This window comes from Brevundimonas sp., assembly GCF_030682035.1.
In the GTDB taxonomy this organism is placed as follows: Bacteria; Pseudomonadota; Alphaproteobacteria; order Caulobacterales; family Caulobacteraceae; genus Brevundimonas.
The window spans coordinates 222,400-240,869 of sequence record NZ_JAUXQZ010000025.1 but is presented as its reverse complement, the minus strand read 5'-3'; the positions used below and the strand labels follow the sequence as shown (position 1 = coordinate 240,869).

Sequence of the window (18,470 nt, the reverse complement as noted above, 5' to 3'; positions counted from 1 at the left end):
TCAGGGCTCCAGCCGATACCCCGACCCGCGCACCGTCTGCAGCATGGCGTGGTCGAAGCCCTTGTCGATCTTGGCGCGCAGGCGGCTGATGTGGACGTCGATGACATTGGTCTGGGGGTCGAAATGGTATTCCCAGACCTTCTCCAGCAGCATGGTGCGGGTGACGGACTGGCCGGCGTGCCGCATCAGGAACTCCAGCAGCTGGAACTCGCGGGGCTGCAGATCGATCTCCTTGCCGGTGCGGTGCACGGTGCGGGCGATGAGGTTCATCTCGAGGTCGCCGACCTTGAGCATGGTGGCGACCGACCCGGTCTCGCGGCGGCGCGCCAGGGCCTCGACCCGGGCGATCAGCTCGGAGAAGGCATAGGGTTTGACCAGATAGTCGTCGGCCCCGGCCTTCAGCCCCATGACGCGGTCTTCGACCTCGCCGAGGGCGGACAGGAACAGGACGGGCGTCTGGTCGCCGTCCTTGCGCACGGTCTCGACCATGCCGATGCCGTCGAGACGCGGCATCATCCGGTCAACGACATAGACGTCATAGCCGCCCTTCTGCGCCTCCAGCAGCCCGAAGGCCCCATCGACGGCGTGGGTCGGCTCGTGCCCGGCTTCCGAAAGTCCCCGGACCATGGCGGCCGCGGCTTCAGCGTCGTCCTCGACCACCAGAATGCGCATGGAATCAGCCCCTCGAACGTGAATCGCCGCCGATGTTAGCGCATCGGCGGCGATGGGGGCAGTTAAGGCTTATTCAGGTTTGGGAAGAGGTAAAGCGATCGGTGTATGGCCCTGAGGCGTCCAGACAACCAGATAGACACCCGCTCTGTTGGCGCGGCGAGCGGCGGCGATGGCCGCTTCGAAGTCCGCGGGGGTCCGAACAGGCCCGGCTGCGCTGCGCGTGATTACGTAGCCGGGACGGAAATTGAGTTCGCCCACGGTTTCGGCCGTCGTCACTACCAAGCCGTCGATCGCGGCCGGGATAGAATATCGCCGACGCAGCGTGTCCGACATGGGCGCGACCGTCAGGCCGCCGACCGACACGCCCGCGCCCTCGACCACCGCGGGATCGTCCTGCTCCTGACCGGGCCGGTTGTTGAGTTCCGACTCGGGCGGACGTACGCGCACACGAATGGAAAGCGCCAGCGGGCGACCATCCCGCAGGACTTCCAGCCGGATCGTCTCGCCAGGCCGAACCTGGCCGATGCGGCGCGTCAGATCCGTGCGGTCCCGCACGGGCACCCCGTTCATCTGCGTAACGATGTCGTCGATCCGGACGCCGCCGGCCTCGGCCGGGCCGCCGGGGGTGACCTCTCCAACCCAGGCGCCGGTGAAGTCGGAGGGCAGGCCCAGCGCCTCAATCTGATCGCGGCTGAGATTCTGGATCCCGACACCGACGTAGCCGCGCTCGATGGTTTCGCCGCGCATCAGGCGATCCGTGATCGGCTTGGCCACCGAGGCGGGGATGGCGAAGCCGATCCCGACCGATCCGCCGGTCTGCGAATAGATGGCCGAATTCACCCCGATGACGCGGCCGTAGATGTCGAATGTCGGGCCGCCGGAATTGCCTTGGTTGATCGCCGCATCGATCTGCAGATAGCCCACATAGGCGCTGTCGACGTCCCGGCCTTGGGCCGAGACGATGCCGGCGGTCGCCGTGCCGCCCAGACCGAACGGGTTCCCGACCGCGATGACCCAGTCACCCACGCGCGGGACGGCTGCCTCCTCGAAACTGACGAAGGGGAAGTCGGTCCCCTCGACCTTGATCACCGCAAGGTCGGTGCTCTCGTCACGACCGACGAGGCGCGCCTCCATTTCACGGCCATCGGCGAGCTTGACGCGAATCTCTGTGGCGTCGGCGACCACGTGGTTGTTGGTGACGATGAAACCATTGGCGGCGATGAAGAAACCGGACCCGGCCCCCATAGCCGTGGGGGCCTCGGCGTCCTCGCCGTCCTCGGTCGGTGGCGCTCCGGGGACCGGTACCGCACCGAGACCAGGGATTTGCACGAAACGCTGGCGCGACTGGACCCGCGTCCTGACCTCGATCTGCACCACCGCCGGAGCGACCTGGGCGAAGATGTCGGCGAAACTGAGGGGCGCGCCCTGGGGTGGGGCGAAGGCGAGGCCGGAGCCGCCGGCGTTGGGCGAGAGGCGGCCCGTAACGCCCGCTACGGGACCCGCCTGGGCCGAGGGCCAGTCAATGACGCCGCCGGCGGTCGCCGCGGCGGCGAAGGTCAGGCCAGCGATGGCCCCCAGCATGAATTCCTTGCGCTTCATCATAGGCGTGTCTTGCGATCCTCTCGTCGGGCGCCGAACGCCCGTTCGGCCTTACAATATAGGTCTGCGGCCTGTTTCACCAACGCCCCAATGCGGACTTGGGGCGCAATGATAGGTCCGCATCGCCTAGTCGTCAGACGGCTTTGCGTCAGGATCGGGGCGAACCGCCTGATCGGCGAGTATCCGCGCCAGATCAGTCTCTTCAGCGGCTGACAGAGGCGTGGTCTCGGTCGGGCGGCGGCGCGCGACGAACAGCAGGCCGGCCCCCGCCGCCAGCAGGGCGGCCAGCGGCCCGAACCATAGCAGCCAGGTCCCGGCCCGCAACGGCGGGGTGAACAGGACGAAGTCGCCGTAGCGGCGGACCAGATCGGTCCGAACCTGTTCGTCGCTGCGCCCGGCGGCGATCTCTTCCCGCACCAGTCGTCGCATGTCGGCGGCGATGCCGGCGGGGCTGTCGGCGATGGCCTCGTGTTGGCAGACGACGCAGCGGATGTCGGCGAACAGGGCCTTGGCGCGGGCTTCCTGGGCCACATCAGCCAAGGGACGGTCAGGAGCGGGCGGGGGTTCCTGGGCGGCGACCGGCGGGGCGGTCAGGCCCAGCGACACGACCGCGATCAGCAAGGCGCGCTTCATGACCCCGCCTTTCGCCGGTTCACGCCCAGCCGCAGGCGGCGGTCCAGCAGCGACAGCAGCCCACCCAGCGCCATGATCGCCGGGCCGAGAAAGATCAGCCGGGCCCACGGGTTCCACCACACCCGCACGCTCCAGGCCGGTTCGTCGGCGGCGGTGCGGCCGCGCTCGCCCAGCACCACATAGACGTCGTCCAGCCCACGGAAATCGAGCCCGACCTCCGTCGTGGTCTGCCCACCCGCGGGAAAGAAGCGGCGCTCGGCGGTGACGGTCTTCGGGGTGCCGCCGTCGCGCAGGGTCACGGTCAGCCGGCCCTGTTCGGCCAGATAGTTCGGGCCTTCGACCACCCGGACCGAGTCGAGGCGTACGGCCCATTTGCCGGCTTCGATGGTCTGGCCGGGGGCCAGCGGACGGGCGGCCTCGACGCGGTAGCCGGTCTCGACCACGGCCCCGAGGACGAAGACCCCCAGCCCGGCATGGGCCAGGGTCGTGCCCCAGGCGCCGAGCGGCAGGCCGCGTGCGCGGCGGAGGGTCTCGGAGGGCGGCGCACGGAACAGACGGACCCGCTCGGCGACCTCGGCGAGGGTTCCGAGGATCAACCAGGCGGCGAGGCCAATTCCGGCGGCGGACAGGGCCTTCTTCGGCTCGAACGCCATCCAGCCCAGCAGCGCGATCAGAATGGCCAGACCCGCAGCCACGGCCAGCCGCTGGCCCACGCCCTTCAGGTCGCCGCGCTTCCAGGCCAGCAGCGGCCCGGCGGGCAGGATCAGCAGGGCGACGGCCATCAGCGGCACGAAGGTCAGGGCGAAATACGGCGGGCCGACCGAGATGGTCGCCCCATTCGCCGCCTCCAGGATCAACGGATACAGGGTGCCCAACAGCACCATCGCGCAGGCGGCGGTCAGGAACAGGTTGTTCAGCACCAGCGCGCCCTCGCGGCTGACGGGGGCGAACATCCCCCCGCCCTTCAGCCGGGGCGCGCGCACGGCGAACAGGGCGAAGGCGGCCCCGGATGTCGCGCCGAGAATGGCCAGCAGCATCAAGCCCCGCTCGGGATCGACGGCGAAGGCGTGGACGCTGGTCAGAACGCCCGAACGGACGAGGAAGGCCCCGAGCATGGAGAAGGTGAAGGCCAGGAGCGCCAGGAAGGTGGTCCAGCCCGCCAGCGCCCCGCGCCGCTCGGTGACCACGGCGGAGTGCAGCAAGGCGGCGCCGGCCAGCCACGGCATGAAGCTGGCGTTCTCGACCGGGTCCCAGAACCACCAGCCGCCCCAGCCGAGCTCATAATAGGCCCAGAAGGCGCCGAGTGTGATGCCGACGGTCAGGAAAGCCCAACTGGCCAGGGCCCATGGCCGCACCCAGCGGCCCCATGCCGGCCAGAAGCTGGAGTTGGCCCGACCCTCGATCAGGGCCGCCACCGCCAGCGAGAAACAGACCGAAAACCCGACATAGCCGAGGTAGAGAAGCGGCGGGTGGAAGGCGAGCGCCGGATCCTGCAGCAGCGGGTTCAGCGAGCCGCCCTGAAACGGGGCCGGGTCCATCCGCTCGAACGGATTGGAGGTGAAGACGGCGAAGGCGAGGAACAGCACGCCCAGCAGCCCCTGCGTCGCCACCGCCGAGGCCTTGAGCCCGAACGGCAGGCCGCGCGCCCGCGACAGGACGGCGCCGAAGCCGGTGAGCACAAGACACCACAACAACAACGAGCCCTCGTGGCTGCCCCAGGCGGCGGCGACCTTGTAGAGCATCGGCTTGTCGGTGTGGCTGTTGGCCGCGACATTGGCGACCGAGAAATCCGAGACGGCGAAGGCCTGGATCAGGGCGGCGAAAGCCAGAGCCACAGCGATCGCACAGGCCATGGCCGCGCCCTCGGCCGCGCCGGCCAGGACAGGACTGCGGCGCAGACGGCCGGCCGCAGCCATACCCGTCTGCAGCACCGCCAGCGCCAGCGCCAGGATCAGGGCGAAGGCGCCCAGTTCAACAATCACCGGGTGGCCGCTCCCGGGACCGACGCTCCGCCCTCGGGTCGCCATTCGCCCTTGGCCTTGAGCCGGTCGGCGACCTCACGCGGCATGTAGGTCTCGTCGTGCTTGGCCAGGACCTGGGTGGCGCGGAAACTGCGGTCGGGCAGGAAGGCGCCTTGGGTGACCACCCCCTGCCCCTCGCGGAACAGGTCGGGCAGGTCGCCCTGATAGACAATGCGGGTGGTGGCGGCGTTGTCGGTGATGGCGAAGGCGACCTCGCCGTCGGCGCCGCGCACCACGCTGCCGGTTTCGACCAACCCGCCGAGGCGAATGACCCGACCCGCCGGCGCAGTCTGGGCCGTAGCCTCGGACGGCGAGAAGAAGAAGGTGACGTTGTCGCGCATGGCGTACAGCGACAGACCGACCGCGAGGGCCAGCACCGGAGCGACTGCGGCGACAACCCACAGGCGACGCCGCGCCTTGGGCGATTTGGGCAACCAGCTCATTCCGTTCCCCCCGGCATCCGCCGTTGCAGGTCCGCCCGGCGCGGATCGGCCGGGTCGAGGGCGGCGATCAGCGGCCCCCACATGGCCCGGACCATGGCCGCCTCGCCGCGGACCAACGCCGCCTCGCCGAGGAAATAGCGCGCGCCCAGCTGGCCCGGGTCGCGGCGCAGGGCCTGGGCGAAGGCCGCCTCGGCGTCGCCGCCGACCGTCCCGCTGTTTGCCCGCGTCAGGCTCTCGCCCAGCCGTGACCAGCTCTGGGCGTCGTCGGGTTGCAGCGCCACGGCCCGACGGAAGGCGGAGGCCGCGCCGATGGGATCACCGGCCTCGAACCGCGCGGCGCCCAGCATGGTCAGCGCCTGATGATCGTTCGGCCGTTCCTGCACCACGCGGGCGGCCACCGCGGCGAGCTGTGGCGGTTGCAGCGTCTCCAGCTCGGTCGCCCACAGGTTCACGCGGCGCTCATAGGCCTGATCCCGCAGGCCGGGCGCGCCGACCATGGCGTAGAGGCCCAGCGCGGCGGCGGCCGTGGCTCCCAGCCCGGCCAGCACCCAGATCCGGTCCTTCGTTCCGGCCCGGACCGGAGCGGCTTCCCGGTCAGAGACGAGAATGCGGCGTCCGGCTTCGGCGCGGGCCGCGGTCCAGCCGGCCTCATCCACCAATCCCCGCGCCTTCAGTCGATCCAGCTCGGCCAGTTCAGCGGCGGCGGAAACGGTCTCATCGGCGTCGGCGCCGCGACGCGCGCCGGCCAGCACGCACAGGCCGGCGAGAGCCGTCAGCAGCGCCGCCATGATCCAGAATGACGTCATCCCCGGCGATGTAGCCGATCAGGCGGCCCGCGACGAGGCCTCGGACCCTTTTGCAGGGGCGCCCGCGACCGCGGCCCGACGCCGCACCGTGCGGGCGGGCTCGACGGCGTCGATGTGATCGAGGCAGACAGCGGCCAGTTCGACCAGACCCAAGGCATGGGCCTCGTCCTCGGCCTCGCCGTCATTGATCATCCGCAGCGTCTGGTCGGCATGGTCCGACAGCCGGTCGGTCAGGGCGTCGACCAGGGTCTTGCGATCGGCCTCGCAGCCGAAGGTCGAGGCCGGGCCACGCGCCGATCCGACCAGTTTCAGCAGGCTGAGCGCGGCGTCGACGGTGGGGCCGTCCACGGGCGTCGACAGCCGGGGCGCCTTGCGGGTCATGCGGCCGGCGATCTGCACACGCTCCAGCGGCAGGGCCTCATCCACCGACTTGTCCGCCGCGCGCAACAGGCCGGACAGGCGTCGGGCGATCACGACTCGCGCATCCCGCACCGACTTGCCCCATACGCTCTGCGGATTGAGGGTCAGGGTCACATCCAGTTCACCGAGCACAGCGGCACACCAGTTGAGGTCGGCGATGACCGTTTCGACCCGGTCCAGATCAGCGCCCGGCTTGAACGCCTCGATCCTTCGGGCGCGGACGTCGACGCCGACGATCAACCGGTCGACGAAGCCGGCCAGTTCCGACTCGCTGAGGAAGCCCTCCCGTCCAGCGGCCAGCGAAGTCTGGATGACGATGCGCAGGATCAGGACGGCGTCGTCCAGGTGGGCGAACAGCATTTCCAGCACGCGCTGGGCCCCGTCGACGTGAACACCGGCGCAGTCCTTGAGCAGCAGGCGCAGTTCGGCGATCTGATCGCCGTCCGGACGCTTGAGCCAGACCTCCAGAGACGGCAGGCCCCGTCGCGCCAGATGGGCCAGATCGAGGCAGGCCGCCAGGTCGGCGAGGGCGGCCTGACGCGCCGTCTCATCGCCACCAGGAGGCCACACCAGGTCGGGCTGGTCGCGCACGACGCGGGCCGCGGCCTGGCAGAAGCGGTCCGCCACGGCGATGGTCGAGGGCTCATCCCGATCCAGGTAGGGCAGATGATCAGGCTCGCGTTCCCTGGCGGCGCGCCACAGGCGCGGCAGGACGTGAGACGGAAAGGTCAAGGCGGCGACGCCATCGGCGCGGGCACGGAACATGGGGATCAGCGGCGCCAGAACCTTGGCGCGGCGCAGCCGGTCGCGGGCTTCTTCCCCGATGAGTATCCGCAGTTCCGCCGCCCGGCCGCCGCCCATGGGCGCCACAGCGGCGGACACGGCTTTGAGCGCAACCTCGGGACACCGCGCCAGCAGGGCAGTGAGCGCAACGCGATGGGGGACAGTGAGCCCTGCCATAAGAAAAACCCCGAACCCAACCCACCCGGTCAAGCGGAACTATGGGCAGGCAGGGTTAACAACCGCTATCCATACGGACGAGTCAGGCCTCGGCCGCGGGCAGTTCCAGCAACACCTTGAGGCCGCCGAGATCGCTGTCGGCGAGGGTGATCTTGCCGCCATAGGCTCGCGTCAGCTCGACCACGATCGAGAGGCCGAGGCCGGAGCCCGGGGTGGTTTCGTCCATGCGGGCGCCGCGTTCCAGGGCCGCCGCTCGCTGGTCGGCAGGCAGGCCGGGTCCGTCGTCCTCGACCACCACCACCATCTGACCCAGGCCGGTCGGGCCGGCCGAGACGCGCACGCGGCGCTTCGCCCATTTGCAGGCGTTCTCCATCAGATTGCCGAGGATTTCCTGCAGGTCCTGACGCTCGCCGCGGAAGCCGAGTTCATCCGGCGCGCGCCAGTCGATCTCGACAGACTTCTCTTCGAATACCCGCTCCAGCATGACCGCCATCTCGTCCAGCACACCGGCGATAGGCGTGCGCTCACCCAGCAGCTGGGCACGGGCGGCAGCGCGGGCGCGGCGCAGGTGGTGATCGACCTGGGCTTTCATCACCTCGGTCTGTTTGCGCACCATGTCTGGCAGGTCGCCCTTCTGCGAGCCGGCCTCGGCCAGCATGACAGACAGGGGCGTCTTCAGCGCATGGGCGAGGTTGCCGACATGGGTGCGCTGGCGCTCAACCGTCTCCTGATTCTGGTCCAGCAGGCGGTTGACCTGTTCTGCCAGCGGCTGAATTTCCATCGGATAGGTGCGACCGATGCGGGCGGCCTTGCCCATGCGCACGTCGGCGATCTCGTTCCTGAGGCTGAACAGGGGACGCAGGCCGATCTGCACCTGCAGGAAGACGGCGATGACCAGTCCCAGGCCGAGGAGCAGCAGGGAGGTCCAGGTGAAGGTCGCGAACTGGCGGGTGTCGTTCTCGATACTGGTCCGGTCGATCGCGGCCATGAACATCAGCGGCTCACTGCGCCCCGGCAGCGACTTGAGGCTGGCCGCGACGCGCAGAGGTTGACGCAGCGGGGGGCGCAGAAAGCCGGGGTCGTTGAAACTGATCGTCGTGCCCGTGGCGGCCCCCAGCCGTGCCGGCAGACCGCGCGGGACGGCCAGCTGCTCCCCGGCCAGGGAGGGCGAGCCGGCGATGAACCGCACGCCGCCCGCGCCGTCCAGCTCGGCGACAGCCCAGTATTTTCCGGAAAGCGCCCGGTCCGTCCGTGCGTCCCTGATTTCAGCCACGACCACGCCGTCCGGCCCGGCATTGGTCGCGATCACCACCTCGTCGATGGTGTCGCCCAGCATGTTGCCGAGTCGTCGGAGGGCGGATTCCTGATACTGGCTGGTCAGGGCCCAGCCGGTGAGTACGAGGGCCAGCACAATCCAGCCGGACGCCAGCCAGATCAGTCGTCGGGTCAGGCTGCGGCCCGGTCGCCCGAACCAGCGGCCCCAGGACCTGTCGTCGGCCGGAGCCAATTCGCCCCCCGCCCCTTCGGTCACGCCCCGTCGGACTCCCCGGCCAGCGGCGTCAGGCGGTAGCCCAAGCCGCGCACGGTCTCGATCCGGTCGGGACCGATCTTCTTGCGCAGGCGGCCGACGAAGACCTCTATAGTGTTGGAATCGCGATCGAAGTCCTGATCGTACAAATGTTCGACCAGTTCGGTGCGGCTGATGACACGCCCCTGATGCATCATCAGATAGTGCAGCAGCCGGTACTCTAGGGACGTCAGCCGCAGCGGCTCGCCATTGACCGTGGCGCGGGCCGCGCGGGGATCAAGGCGTAGCCCGCCGCACGACAGCGTCGCCGAGGCGATGCCCGCGGAGCGCCGCAACAGGGCCCGCAGACGGGCCAGCAGCTCTTCGGTGTGGAACGGCTTGGTCAGATAATCGTCGGCCCCGGCGTCAAAGCCCGCCACCTTGTCGGACCAGGCGCCGCGCGCAGTCAGGATCAGCACCGGCGTGGTCTTGCCGTCGCGACGCCAGCGCTCCAGCACTGAAACGCCGTCGATCCTCGGCAGGCCGAGGTCGAGGACCACCACGTCATATGGTTCGGTGTCGCCGAGGAAATGAGCGTCCTCCCCGTCCGCGGCGTGATCGACGGCATAACCGGCGTCGCCCAGAGCCAGCTTCAGCTGACGAGAAAGGTCGATATCATCCTCGACAAGCAGGACTCGCATTCAGCGTTCTCCGACGACCCGACCGCTACGGCCGTCCACCATAATGTCCGCCACGCGGCCGCCGGGATACTCCCAACGGACCACAATCGTATCGCCGCGGTTGCTGGCGCCCAGAAAACGGCCAGGACGGCCCGAGGATGCACGTTGCACCGCCTCGCCCACGCTGACGCGGGGGCGTTCGTCCTGCAGTTGGCGCTCGGGGCGATCCTGTTCGCGTTCGAACCGCTGGACACGGTCCTGCGCCACCGCTTGCGACAGGGGCGCGGCGGCGATCAGGGCTGCAAGCAGGATGGCGGAGGGACGGATCATGAAAAGCGTCTAGGCCTCGGGCTCTGAACGACGGCTGAACGACAAGTGTAGACATATTTCACCATTTGCGCGCCCCCCGGGCACGGCGCGGATTTGCCGGTTAGAGTAGTCGCTCAGGGCGGCAGGAGGAATCCATGTCGATGAATGAAAGCTGACACGCGTCGTTCAGTTCGCACTCAGCCGGGAAATGGTCTTTTCGCATCAACGCCGGCCACCCGGTCCGCGTGGAACGCTCAAGGAGAAGTCCGATGATGAGGAAGTTTTTCATCCCCGCCCTCGCCCTGGCCGCGGCTTCCGTCGCGGTCCCCGCCATGGCCCAGTCCTACGGTCATCAGGACCGTGATGGTCGGGGCGGCTACGAACAGGATCATCGGAGGGATCGGGACTACCGCGGTGACCGAGACCACCATGATGACCGCGACTACCGTGGTGACCGCGACTACCGTGGTGACCGCTATGACCTGGACGACCGCGGCGATCGTTACGGACACGATAATCGAAACTGGCAGCCTATCGCCCAGCGCAGGACCCAGCTGCAACGGCTAATCGACCGGGGCCTGCGCAACGGCTGGCTGAGCCGCCGCGAGGCTCGCTATGTTCAGACGGAGGTCGACGGGCTGATCCGCCTTGAGTACCGTTACCAGCAGGGCGGCCTGTCGTGGCGTGAACGGCAGGATCTGCAGAACCGCTACGACCGCCTGACGGCCATGACGCGCGAACATCGTCAGGACCACGCCGGCTACACCCACTAGGGCCCGACTTTCCTCCCCGAAGGTCCGAGGGGCGCGATCCGGAAGGGTCGCGCCCCTTTCCTTTGTGTCAGAGCCTGAGCCGGCTCTCGATCACGGTGACGGCCTGTCCACGCAGCAGCACGCGGTCGCCCCGCATTTCGCTTGCGATGTCCCCGCCGCGCCCCGGAAACACCTGCCGGAACCGCACCGTCGCCCGGCCCAGCCGGTCGGCGTAAAGCGGCCCCAGGATGCAGTGCGCCGAGCCGGTCGCCGGATCCTCGTCCACCCCGCAGCCGGGCGCGAAGAAGCGGTCGACCACATCGACGTCGTCACCCGCATCGGCCGAGGCGCAGATGATCACCTGCCCGATCTCGCCCGCCGCGCCCTGAATCGCCGCCAACGCACGGATGTCGGGCTTCACGGCATGCACCGCCGCCGCATTCTCCAGCACCGCCACCAGATAGCGCCCGGCCCAGACCTCGACCGGCGCCACGCCCAGCGCCTCGGCCAGACCGCCCGGCGTCGCAGTTCGGACCGGCGGATCGGACGGAAAATCCATCTCATAGCCCTGACCCGCCCGCGCCACCATCAGCGGGCCGGAGCGGGTGTCGAAGGTCAGGGCGACGGCCTCCAGTCCGAGCTCGGCCAGCAATACATGGGCCGAAGCGAGGGTGGCGTGGCCGCACAGATTGACCTCCATGCCGGGCGTGAACCAGCGCAGACCGAACCGGGCGGGATCTGCGGTCTTCAGCAGGAAGGCCGTCTCCGCCTGATTGTTTTCCCTGGCCAGCGCCTGCATCCAGCTATCGGGCGGCCACTGGTCGAAGGGCTCGACCACGCAGGCCGGATTGCCCTTGAACGGGGCGGTGGCGAAGGCGTCGACGGTCCACTGGCGCATCAGGCAGGCTCCGATTCGATCACGGTCAACTCCGGCCAGCGCGCGCGCGCACTGGCCACCACCCTGTCCCACCCCTTCGCCAGCGGCCGGTTGGGGTTGGGCCGCAACGTCATCGAGAACACATCCTCAAGCCCGAACGGAGCCGCAATGCTGATCGTGTGGTGCTCCTCCAGCCGCACCCCGACCGCAAAGGCCGGGGCGACGAACCGGGCCAAGGCCTCGTCCGTGCCCGTCAGGGGTGCATAGGGTTCGCCGAACCGATCTGCGAACCACAGATGCACGCGCGCCTGATTGCGCACCTCGACGTCGCTCCGGAAAGGCACGTCGAAGGCGGCGGCGACGCGCTTTATGACGGCGTCCTCGGCGTCCCAGCTGGTGTCCGGATCGAAATAGCCGAGGTCATAGTCCTTGCGGCCATAGCCGGCCGGACGGCCCGTCACGGCGTTCCAGACGCTCTGATAGACCGCGCCGGAAAAGACGCGCCAGTCGTGCAGACCAAGGCCGCGCACGGTGGTGAGGACGTTCATCAGCCCCGGGTCAGCACGGACGACCTCGACCAGCCGGGCCTCCAGATCGCTCATGCCCGGTCCCTCATCGGCCAGCCGTGATCCAGCGGTCCGTGTCCGCCGCCCAGTCCCGGCGCCCGGCGGATCGCCTCGGCCACATAGGCCCAGCCATTGGCCACCGCGACCTCGAGCGGCAGGCCCTGCGCAATCCCGACCGCGCAGGCGCTGGCCAGGGTGCAGCCCGTGCCGTGGGTGTTGCGCGTGTCGAACCGCTCGCCCTCCAGCAGGGTCTCGCCGGACGGGGTCAGCAGGAGGTCGATGACGGTCATGCCCGGCACATGGCCGCCCTTCATCAGCACCGCCCGCGCACCCAGCGAGAGCAGGGCCTCGCCGGCGCGGCGCTGGCCGTCCAGATCGGCGACGGCGATCCCGGTCAGGGCCTCGGCCTCGGGCGCATTGGGGGTCAGCAGGGTCGCGCGCGGGATCATCAGCGCCCGCACGGCGGCCACAGCGTCGTCCGCCAGCAGGGCCGCGCCGCCCTTGGCGATCATGACAGGATCGACCACCGCCGGGGCCTCGGACGAATCGAGGATCGCCGCGACCCGCTCCACCACCTCTGTCGAGCCCAGCATGCCAGTCTTGATCGCATCGGCGCCGATGTCGTCCAGCACCGCCCTTGCCTGCGCCTCGATCAGGTCCAGCGGCAGGGGATGCACGCCGTGGACGCCGAGGGTGTTCTGCACCGTGATCGCGGTGATGGCTGTGGCTGCGTATCCGCCCAGCATCGTCACGGCCTTGATATCGGCCTGAATCCCGGCCCCGCCGCCGGAGTCCGAGCCGGCGATGATCAGGACGCGTCCGCGGAAGGAGGGCTGGTCAAGCATCTTTGTCCCATGCGGCAGACGGGCCGGACGAACAAGTCTGTCGCGCAGCGGTCGCCACCGCCGCCTGAACCGCCAGCGCCTGCACCGTCTCGCGCACGTCGTGGACGCGGAGGATGGACGCCCCGCGCCCCGCGGCCTCCAGCGCCAGGGCCAGCGAGCCGCCGAGGCGGTCGGCGGGGTCGGTGGCGGTCGGGTCGATGGACTGGATCGTCCGTTTGCGGCTGGCTCCGTAGAGGACCGGAAATCCGGCCGCGGTCAGCCGGCCCAGTTGCGCCGTCAGAGCCAGATTGTGCGCCGCCGTCTTGCCGAAGCCGAGGCCGGGATCGAGCCAGATCCGCTCACGCGCCACCCCCGCCGCCATCGCCATGTCGGCCCGGGCGGCCAGCCAGTCGGCGACCTCGGCGACCACATCGTCGTAGTGCGGATCGGCCTGCATGGTGCGCGGCTCGCCCTTCATATGCATCAGCACCACGTCGCAGCCGAGCTCGGCGGCGACGGCGAGGCTGTCCGGAGCGAAGCCGAGCGCGGTCACGTCGTTCCACATCGTTGCTCCCACGGCGACGGCGGCGCGGGCGACGGCGGGCTTCATCGTGTCGATGCTGATCGGGCCGGGCCAGCACGCGCGCAGGCCTTCGATGACCGGGACGACGCGGGCGATTTCCTCGTCCAGATCGACAGGATCGGCCCCCGGCCGGGTGCTTTCACCCCCGATGTCGAGGAAGTCCGCGCCCTGTTCGACCAGCCGCAACCCATGCGCCACCGCCGCCTCGACGGACGCCAGATGTCCGCCGTCGGAGAAGCTGTCGGGCGTGACGTTGACGATCCCCATGACCCGAGGTCGTCCCGGGGGCCGCGCCATCAGTCCTTGCCCCCGATGAGGCTGCCGATGGCGTCGAGATAGGCGCCGAACGCCTTGCGGCCGGCGGGGGTGATCGACACGCGGGTGAGGGGCTTGTTGTCCCGAAAGCTCTTGTCGATGGCGACGAACCCCGCCTCCTCCAGCTTCTTGAGATGGACCGACAGATTGCCCTGGGTGGCCTCGAGCACGGTCTTCAGCTCGGTGAAGTCGGCGCTGTCGGCGTCGGACAGATAGACCATGATCCCCAGCCGCATGCGGCCGTGGATGACCTCGTCGATCCGTCCCAGATCGGCCAGACCCATGACGCGCTCAGGCCCCCTTCGGGGCGGCGCGGGCGTCGCGGAACAGGATCCAGCCCGGCAGGGCGAACAGCAGGAAGAGGGCGACGGTGCAGACGCCGAGATACCACAGGGGCTCGCGCACAAGCACGCCGAGCGCCACCGCCGTGGTCCAGCCGCCCAGCGCCACAGCCAGCATCCAGCCCTTCCGCTTGAGCGTCCAGGCCATGTACCAGGCGGCAGCCTGCAGGGCGAAGACGATGGCCGCGTAATAGAGCCAGATGGCGAAATCCTGGTCCCTGTATGCGCCCACGCCGAAGATGATGATCACGGCGCCGTTGGCCATGCCGGTGGCGCTGAAGGCGGCGTTGAGCGTGCGGGACGCCATCGGCCCGCGATTGGATGCTCCGGTCTTGCGATCCTTGAGGATGGCCCAGGTCAGGATCGACAGGAAGGCGACGGTGATGGCGGCGACGAAGGCCAGGTTGGCGAGATCGGGCCAGCGGATCAGCCCGGTCGCCTGACCGACGTGGAACAGGCACTGCAGGCCGTACAGCAGGCCACCGGCCAGATAGCAGATCGCCAGGGTCATCGGCGGCCGTCCCCCGCCCTCGACGATCGAGCGCATGAAGGCGAGGTCGTCCGCGGGGGAATGCAGGCGGGGCTTGGCGGACATGGGGCGATTCTCCGGGGCCGGCTCGCCCTTGGGGTGGACGAGCCGGCGGGTAATGGCAAGCTATTCGGCGGGGGCGAGTTCGGCGTCCGGCCGGCGACGCCAGGGGATGCGGCGACCGTTCAGCCATCGGCCGACGAAGCTGTGGCGGACCAGCAGTTCGTAGGTGAGCAGGCTGATCGCCATCGTCCCGCTGACGACCGCGCCGAACTTGACGAACCATGGCCAGGTCTCGTTCACCACCAGGATCTGGCCGACGATGACCAGCGGCAGATGGACGATGTAGACCCAGTAGGAGGCGTCAGCGAGGTAGCGGCGGACGGTGCTGTAGCCCGAGGCGAAGCGCAGGGCCAGGGACAGGACCGCGAAGGTCGAGGCGAAGACGGCCAGGGCCATCACCGCCGCCAGCGGAGCCTTCAGGTTCGGATCCGTGACCGGCGCCAGTTCCGGGACCGGTCCGCCGACCATGACCATGGCCGCCGTGCCGATGACGAGGGCGATCACCGTGAATACCGGCCACAGCCGCTCGATGCGGCCCAGCAGGTCGCGGCGGCGGTCGAGCAGGAAGCCGAAGCCGAAGGCGGTGCCGAACGCCGTCAGGGCGACCGGATTGGGAACCAGCCCCGTGTCCGGAGTCGGTATGCCGAAGAAGGGCGTCCAGTTGGGCGCCAGCCAGAAGGCGATCGCCAGCGGGGCGGCCATCAGGGCCGGAGTCCACGGTCCGACCAGGGCGCCGGTTATCCGGTCGACAAACCGGCCCCAGCCGCCGTCGCGATCCGCCATCGCAAAGGGCGCGCGCAGAACCATCATGGCGACATAGAGGATCAGCAGGACCCAGAGGAACCACAGATGGGTCAGGGGGAAGGTCTCGAGCGTCAGCGGCGGCGGGGGTGGTCCGTCGGGAATGGACCCGCCGTTGCGGATGGCCGCCATCCAGACCAGCCCCCCGATGATGGCGGCGAGGACAGGGGTCCAGAAGGCGGCGAGCGGTCCGGCGATACGCATCACGCGGTCCTTGATGAAACCGAAGGTCCCGCGTCGCTTGAGCATCATATGCCCGAACAGGCCGGCGATCAGAAAGAAACTGGTCATCCGGAACAGGTGGATGGCGAAGAAGATGGCGCTGGCGACCGGCGAGTTGTCGGTGTCCGGCACGATCCAGATCGTGACCGGGAAATACGACATGGAGGCGTGCAGGACGACGCCCAGCAGCAACGCGGTCCCGCGCAGGGCGTCGAGGCCGTGCAGGCGCTCGGACGGATGGGTTTCGGATGACGACATGACAGGGGCTCCCCTCTTGAGAGATTGCCGTATCGCATAGACTGGTTTGTTTTGCAAACTTGTTGGGCAACGACGCCATGCATGGAGGGAAGGGCCGGCGGAGCGCCGGGCGCGAAGCCCGGAGACCGTTGGGAGATTGTGTTTCGGCTTCGCGACGTCGCTCCGCACGGAATGTCTGACCGGGAGCTGTCGGCCTGAAAGGCAGTGGTGAACTCCCTCAGGACCAGCGGCGCTGTTGACGCCTTGCCGACATGGCCTCCGGCGGGCGGGTCGGAGCCTTGCGAACCGTGCGTCCGGGCGGCTCTGCCGCCCGTTCCTCCACTCCGGAACGGCGCGGGTTCCCTGCCCGTCGCCCTTCACGCCTGGCCTATGCTCGCCCCACGGGGGCTCGCGACTTGAGGCCGGGCTGTGGGGGCCTGACGCTCGCCGCGCGGCGGCTCGCTGCTTGAGGCCCGGAGGCGCTCGCGATCCGCTCTGCGTCGAGGTGCGACCCCCTCCCGCTCATCCCGTTTCCGCCACAACAAGATCGCAAGGCCCTGCACCCTTCCCTGCGACGGAACGGGGGGATTATGGAAGCGGGCCTACCTGTGGCGGGCTGGGGACGCTGAATTTTTGGGAAACGGAACGGAATCAGCGGGTTGGCGGCGCGGAATATGCTGACAATCGGCGGATTGTGAGCAGTCCAAGCCGCCCCCAACTGCTATCGTCATTCCGGCGGAGGCCGGAACCCAGCGGCGCCGAAGGCGACCTGTTCAGGCCGGTGTGCGCGACAGGTTCGCTCTCGCGCGCCTCCCCCGGTCCGAGCTGCGCTCGGCCGGAGGATGACGAGGGGTTCCGGGTCTCGCTACGCTCGCCCGGAATGACGATAGCGGTTGGTAGCCGTCAGCCCGATCAGCCGCCGCCGGCGAAGTCGAGGTCCTTGCGGGCCGAGATGATGGTGACGATGAAGCCGGCCAGCACATCCAGCATGACCATGGTCAGGATCAGGAAGAAGGTCGAGGTCGCGAACCCCTTGAACAGCAGGAAGGCGACCAGGCAGAAGACGAACAGGATCATCGACAGGGCATGATTGATGATCGCCACCTTCTGGCTGGACGTCGATTTCAGCAGCTCGAAGAACAGCAGGATCAGCGACAGGAACAGGATCAGGTCGCCGGTGCCCACGGTCCAACCACTGCCGGACACCATCGGGACCGTGAACAGCGGATCGCGCAGGGCCTGTTCGGCCGCGGCGATCCCGCCGGACCCCAGGCCTCCGAACCCGATGACGATGGCGTATATCACCACCGGGATGAACAGTAGCGGGATGGCGATCAGCATTACGGGCTCCATCGACGGGCGGCGCGCTTAACCGCCGCGCTTGTTAACGATGCTTACCCCGGTTCGCTCCCCACGGCTACGTCCGCTCGCGCGGCAGGGGAATGTCAGAATTCGCTGATCGCGCCGGGCGTGCGGGACCGCGATTTCAGCCACATCACGCCGAGCAGATCTGACAGCGACGCCGTCAGCCGTCCCCAGTTGGTGTATTTCGACCGGCCGGTCTCGCGGTGACGGTGATCCACATCAAGGTAGAGGTTCTGATAGCCCTCGCGGATCATCAGGGCCGGCAGATAGCGATGCAGGTGATCGAAATACGGCAGGCGCAGAAAGACGTCGCGGCGAAACGCCTTCAGGCCGCAGCCGGTGTCGTCCGCATCATCGCCCAGCAGCGTCTTGCGGATACGGTTGGCCCAAAGCGAGGCCTGGCGCTTGGCCTCGGAATCCCGCCGCTTCGCACGCCGCCCGCCGACCAGCGCCACCGATGACGGCGAGTTCGCCAGCAGGTCGGCCAGTTTCGGGGCGTCCGCCGGCGGATTCTGGCCGTCGCCGTCCAGGGTCACCACGATCGCGCCGCGCGCGGCCAGCACGCCGGTGCGCACCGCGCGGCTCTGGCCGGCGTTCGAGCCGTGGCTGAGCACCCGCAGCGCTGGCAGTTCCGCCATCAGGGCACGCAATTCAGCCAGGGTGCCGTCCCGCGAGGCGTCATCGACGAACACCATCTCATACGACCGGCCTTCGAAAGCCGTGGCGATCTCGCGCGCCAGCGGACCGGCCGCGCCCTGTTCGTCATGCACCGGGACGACGACGGAGATATCGGGGGTCGCTTCGTTCATCCCGGCTGTCTAGCGGGTTTCCGCGCCGGGCGGGAGATGGCGCCAGCTCAAGCAGCCAGCCTTGTCATCCCCGCGAAGACGGGGACGCGGGGCGAGCGGCAGCGCGCAAACAATGACGCGCCGGGAAGCGGCGTGT

The 18,470-nt window shown here is 69.0% G+C and carries 20 protein-coding genes; 1 reads left to right on the top strand and 19 read right to left on the bottom strand.

What is annotated here, in order from left to right:
- The 10 genes from Q8K49_RS06510 to Q8K49_RS06465 all read right to left on the bottom strand — a co-directional run bounded on the left by Q8K49_RS06510 (position 1) and on the right by Q8K49_RS06465 (position 10,071).
- Complete coding sequence (locus Q8K49_RS06510; protein ID WP_305304927.1) at positions 1-672, bottom strand: response regulator transcription factor; 672 nt, start codon at positions 670-672, stop codon at positions 1-3.
- Positions 673-741: 69 nt separating this feature from the next.
- Complete coding sequence (locus tag Q8K49_RS06505; protein WP_305304926.1) at positions 742-2,274, bottom strand: trypsin-like peptidase domain-containing protein; 1,533 nt, start codon at positions 2,272-2,274, stop codon at positions 742-744.
- A 123-nt stretch (positions 2,275-2,397) separates the two neighbouring features.
- On the bottom strand, positions 2,398-2,904 hold the full coding sequence (locus Q8K49_RS06500) for a cytochrome c-type biogenesis protein (RefSeq protein WP_305304925.1): 507 nt from the start codon (positions 2,902-2,904) through the stop codon (positions 2,398-2,400).
- Positions 2,901-4,886, bottom strand: a complete 1,986-nt coding sequence (locus Q8K49_RS06495; RefSeq protein ID WP_305304924.1) for a heme lyase CcmF/NrfE family subunit — start codon at positions 4,884-4,886, stop codon at positions 2,901-2,903. Before Q8K49_RS06495 ends, Q8K49_RS06500 begins: the two co-directional genes overlap by 4 nt.
- Positions 4,883-5,368 carry a cytochrome c maturation protein CcmE gene (ccmE, locus tag Q8K49_RS06490; protein ID WP_305304923.1) on the bottom strand — a complete coding sequence of 162 codons (486 nt, stop codon included), beginning with the start codon at positions 5,366-5,368 and terminating at the stop codon, positions 4,883-4,885. The genes Q8K49_RS06495 and ccmE overlap by 4 nt, the downstream gene beginning before the upstream one ends.
- Positions 5,365-6,174 (bottom strand): c-type cytochrome biogenesis protein CcmI, encoded by an 810-nt coding sequence (gene ccmI, locus Q8K49_RS06485; protein WP_305304922.1) that lies wholly within the window; start codon positions 6,172-6,174, stop codon positions 5,365-5,367. The genes ccmE and ccmI overlap by 4 nt, the downstream gene beginning before the upstream one ends.
- A gap of 18 nt (positions 6,175-6,192) precedes the next feature.
- Positions 6,193-7,476: a hypothetical protein gene (locus Q8K49_RS06480; protein ID WP_305304921.1), complete on the bottom strand. Its 1,284-nt coding sequence runs from the start codon at positions 7,474-7,476 to the stop codon at positions 6,193-6,195.
- Positions 7,477-7,636: 160 nt separating this feature from the next.
- A complete protein-coding gene (locus Q8K49_RS06475) occupies positions 7,637-9,085 on the bottom strand; it encodes an ATP-binding protein (protein ID WP_305304920.1) in 1,449 nt (482 codons plus the stop codon).
- Entirely contained in the window at positions 9,082-9,762 is a 681-nt protein-coding gene (locus Q8K49_RS06470) for a response regulator transcription factor (protein WP_305304919.1), read from the bottom strand. The genes Q8K49_RS06475 and Q8K49_RS06470 overlap by 4 nt, the downstream gene beginning before the upstream one ends.
- A complete protein-coding gene (locus tag Q8K49_RS06465) occupies positions 9,763-10,071 on the bottom strand; it encodes a hypothetical protein (RefSeq protein ID WP_305304918.1) in 309 nt (102 codons plus the stop codon).
- 248 nt (positions 10,072-10,319) lie between these two features.
- Here Q8K49_RS06465 and Q8K49_RS06460 point away from each other — a divergent pair, with 248 nt between their 5' ends.
- Positions 10,320-10,823, top strand: coding sequence for a hypothetical protein (locus Q8K49_RS06460; protein ID WP_305304917.1), 504 nt, complete (start codon positions 10,320-10,322; stop codon positions 10,821-10,823).
- Between the two features lie 67 nt (positions 10,824-10,890).
- Here Q8K49_RS06460 and Q8K49_RS06455 read toward each other — a convergent pair whose 3' ends face one another.
- The 9 genes from Q8K49_RS06455 to Q8K49_RS06415 form a co-directional block, all read right to left on the bottom strand.
- On the bottom strand, positions 10,891-11,700 hold the full coding sequence (locus tag Q8K49_RS06455) for a PhzF family phenazine biosynthesis protein (RefSeq protein WP_305304916.1): 810 nt from the start codon (positions 11,698-11,700) through the stop codon (positions 10,891-10,893).
- A complete protein-coding gene (locus tag Q8K49_RS06450; RefSeq protein WP_305304915.1) occupies positions 11,700-12,281 on the bottom strand; it encodes a nucleotidyltransferase family protein in 582 nt (193 codons plus the stop codon). The genes Q8K49_RS06455 and Q8K49_RS06450 overlap by 1 nt, the downstream gene beginning before the upstream one ends.
- Entirely contained in the window at positions 12,278-13,090 is an 813-nt protein-coding gene (gene thiD, locus Q8K49_RS06445) for a bifunctional hydroxymethylpyrimidine kinase/phosphomethylpyrimidine kinase (RefSeq protein ID WP_305304914.1), read from the bottom strand. Before thiD ends, Q8K49_RS06450 begins: the two co-directional genes overlap by 4 nt.
- Positions 13,083-13,919 carry a dihydropteroate synthase gene (folP, locus tag Q8K49_RS06440; RefSeq protein ID WP_305304913.1) on the bottom strand — a complete coding sequence of 279 codons (837 nt, stop codon included), beginning with the start codon at positions 13,917-13,919 and terminating at the stop codon, positions 13,083-13,085. The genes thiD and folP overlap by 8 nt, the downstream gene beginning before the upstream one ends.
- Before the next feature lie 29 nt (positions 13,920-13,948).
- Positions 13,949-14,251: a transcriptional regulator gene (locus tag Q8K49_RS06435; RefSeq protein WP_305304912.1), complete on the bottom strand. Its 303-nt coding sequence runs from the start codon at positions 14,249-14,251 to the stop codon at positions 13,949-13,951.
- A 7-nt stretch (positions 14,252-14,258) separates the two neighbouring features.
- Complete coding sequence (locus tag Q8K49_RS06430; RefSeq protein ID WP_305304911.1) at positions 14,259-14,903, bottom strand: hypothetical protein; 645 nt, start codon at positions 14,901-14,903, stop codon at positions 14,259-14,261.
- 60 nt (positions 14,904-14,963) lie between these two features.
- Positions 14,964-16,181 carry an acyltransferase family protein gene (locus tag Q8K49_RS06425; RefSeq protein ID WP_305304910.1) on the bottom strand — a complete coding sequence of 406 codons (1,218 nt, stop codon included), beginning with the start codon at positions 16,179-16,181 and terminating at the stop codon, positions 14,964-14,966.
- Between the two features lie 891 nt (positions 16,182-17,072).
- Complete coding sequence (locus Q8K49_RS06420; RefSeq protein WP_305304909.1) at positions 17,073-17,501, bottom strand: hypothetical protein; 429 nt, start codon at positions 17,499-17,501, stop codon at positions 17,073-17,075.
- 104 nt (positions 17,502-17,605) lie between these two features.
- Entirely contained in the window at positions 17,606-18,334 is a 729-nt protein-coding gene (locus tag Q8K49_RS06415) for a glycosyltransferase family 2 protein (RefSeq protein ID WP_305304908.1), read from the bottom strand.
- Positions 18,335-18,470 lie beyond the last annotated feature (136 nt).

Excerpts from the sequence above, each read along its gene's own strand:
- Q8K49_RS06510 (WP_305304927.1), bottom strand. The coding sequence starts at position 672 with ATGCGCATTCTGGTGGTCGAGGACGACGCTGAAGCCGCGGCCGCCATG.
- Q8K49_RS06505 (WP_305304926.1), bottom strand. The coding sequence starts at position 2,274 with ATGATGAAGCGCAAGGAATTCATGCTGGGGGCCATCGCTGGCCTGACC.
- Q8K49_RS06500 (WP_305304925.1), bottom strand. The coding sequence starts at position 2,904 with ATGAAGCGCGCCTTGCTGATCGCGGTCGTGTCGCTGGGCCTGACCGCC.
- ccmE (WP_305304923.1), bottom strand. The coding sequence starts at position 5,368 with ATGAGCTGGTTGCCCAAATCGCCCAAGGCGCGGCGTCGCCTGTGGGTT.
- ccmI (WP_305304922.1), bottom strand. The coding sequence starts at position 6,174 with ATGACGTCATTCTGGATCATGGCGGCGCTGCTGACGGCTCTCGCCGGC.
- Q8K49_RS06470 (WP_305304919.1), bottom strand. The coding sequence starts at position 9,762 with ATGCGAGTCCTGCTTGTCGAGGATGATATCGACCTTTCTCGTCAGCTG.
- Q8K49_RS06465 (WP_305304918.1), bottom strand. The coding sequence starts at position 10,071 with ATGATCCGTCCCTCCGCCATCCTGCTTGCAGCCCTGATCGCCGCCGCG.
- Q8K49_RS06460 (WP_305304917.1), top strand. The coding sequence starts at position 10,320 with ATGATGAGGAAGTTTTTCATCCCCGCCCTCGCCCTGGCCGCGGCTTCC.
- Q8K49_RS06455 (WP_305304916.1), bottom strand. The coding sequence starts at position 11,700 with ATGCGCCAGTGGACCGTCGACGCCTTCGCCACCGCCCCGTTCAAGGGC.
- Q8K49_RS06450 (WP_305304915.1), bottom strand. The coding sequence starts at position 12,281 with ATGAGCGATCTGGAGGCCCGGCTGGTCGAGGTCGTCCGTGCTGACCCG.
- thiD (WP_305304914.1), bottom strand. The coding sequence starts at position 13,090 with ATGCTTGACCAGCCCTCCTTCCGCGGACGCGTCCTGATCATCGCCGGC.
- folP (WP_305304913.1), bottom strand. The coding sequence starts at position 13,919 with ATGGGGATCGTCAACGTCACGCCCGACAGCTTCTCCGACGGCGGACAT.
- Q8K49_RS06435 (WP_305304912.1), bottom strand. The coding sequence starts at position 14,251 with ATGGGTCTGGCCGATCTGGGACGGATCGACGAGGTCATCCACGGCCGC.
- Q8K49_RS06430 (WP_305304911.1), bottom strand. The coding sequence starts at position 14,903 with ATGTCCGCCAAGCCCCGCCTGCATTCCCCCGCGGACGACCTCGCCTTC.
- Q8K49_RS06425 (WP_305304910.1), bottom strand. The coding sequence starts at position 16,181 with ATGTCGTCATCCGAAACCCATCCGTCCGAGCGCCTGCACGGCCTCGAC.
- Q8K49_RS06420 (WP_305304909.1), bottom strand. The coding sequence starts at position 17,501 with ATGCTGATCGCCATCCCGCTACTGTTCATCCCGGTGGTGATATACGCC.
- Q8K49_RS06415 (WP_305304908.1), bottom strand. The coding sequence starts at position 18,334 with ATGAACGAAGCGACCCCCGATATCTCCGTCGTCGTCCCGGTGCATGAC.